The sequence below is a fragment of the Labrys sp. KB_33_2 genome (genome assembly GCF_052114505.1).
Lineage (GTDB): Bacteria > Pseudomonadota > Alphaproteobacteria > Rhizobiales > Labraceae > Labrys.
This window is the reverse complement of record NZ_JBFREW010000094.1, coordinates 1-437: the sequence shown is the minus strand read 5'-3', so window position 1 is coordinate 437 and position 437 is coordinate 1. Positions and strand designations below refer to the sequence as shown.

Sequence of the window (437 nt, the reverse complement as noted above, 5' to 3'; positions counted from 1 at the left end):
TCGGAAGCGGATCCACTCGGTTGCGAGCAGGCGCGGGAAGACCTTTCGCCGGAGATGCTCAGGCTGCTTTCGGTCCATCCCCATGGTGGGCAGGCCCTGGAAGAAACGTCCTATCGAACGGCCATTGCACAGCCTGAACAGGCCTTCGCGCTGGTCACTCTGGCTAATCGCTCCAATCCCGAGCAAATGACTGCGATCGCTCGCGGCCTGCTGCGCGCCTTCGACGAACTGGCCGAATCCAGTCCGCAGTGCCGGACAGGATGTATGGACAGGCTCCAAAAGATCATGATGCTGCGTGGCCTCGATCCCAGGTCGCCAATTGCCGCGGTGCGGCGGGACTGCGTTCGGGAAAAGACCGGCATCAAACCCTATTCGCTGACCTGCGGCACGCCCATCAGGGCCGCAATGCAATGCGCCGACCGGACTCTCACCCTCCC

The 437-nt window shown here is 62.7% G+C and carries 1 protein-coding gene; it reads left to right on the top strand.

Annotation, left to right across the window (positions count from 1 at the left end; all coding sequences use genetic code 11):
• Positions 1 to 437: hypothetical protein (locus tag AB4037_RS34695; RefSeq protein WP_441774694.1), on the top strand; the 437-nt coding region annotated here is incomplete at both ends.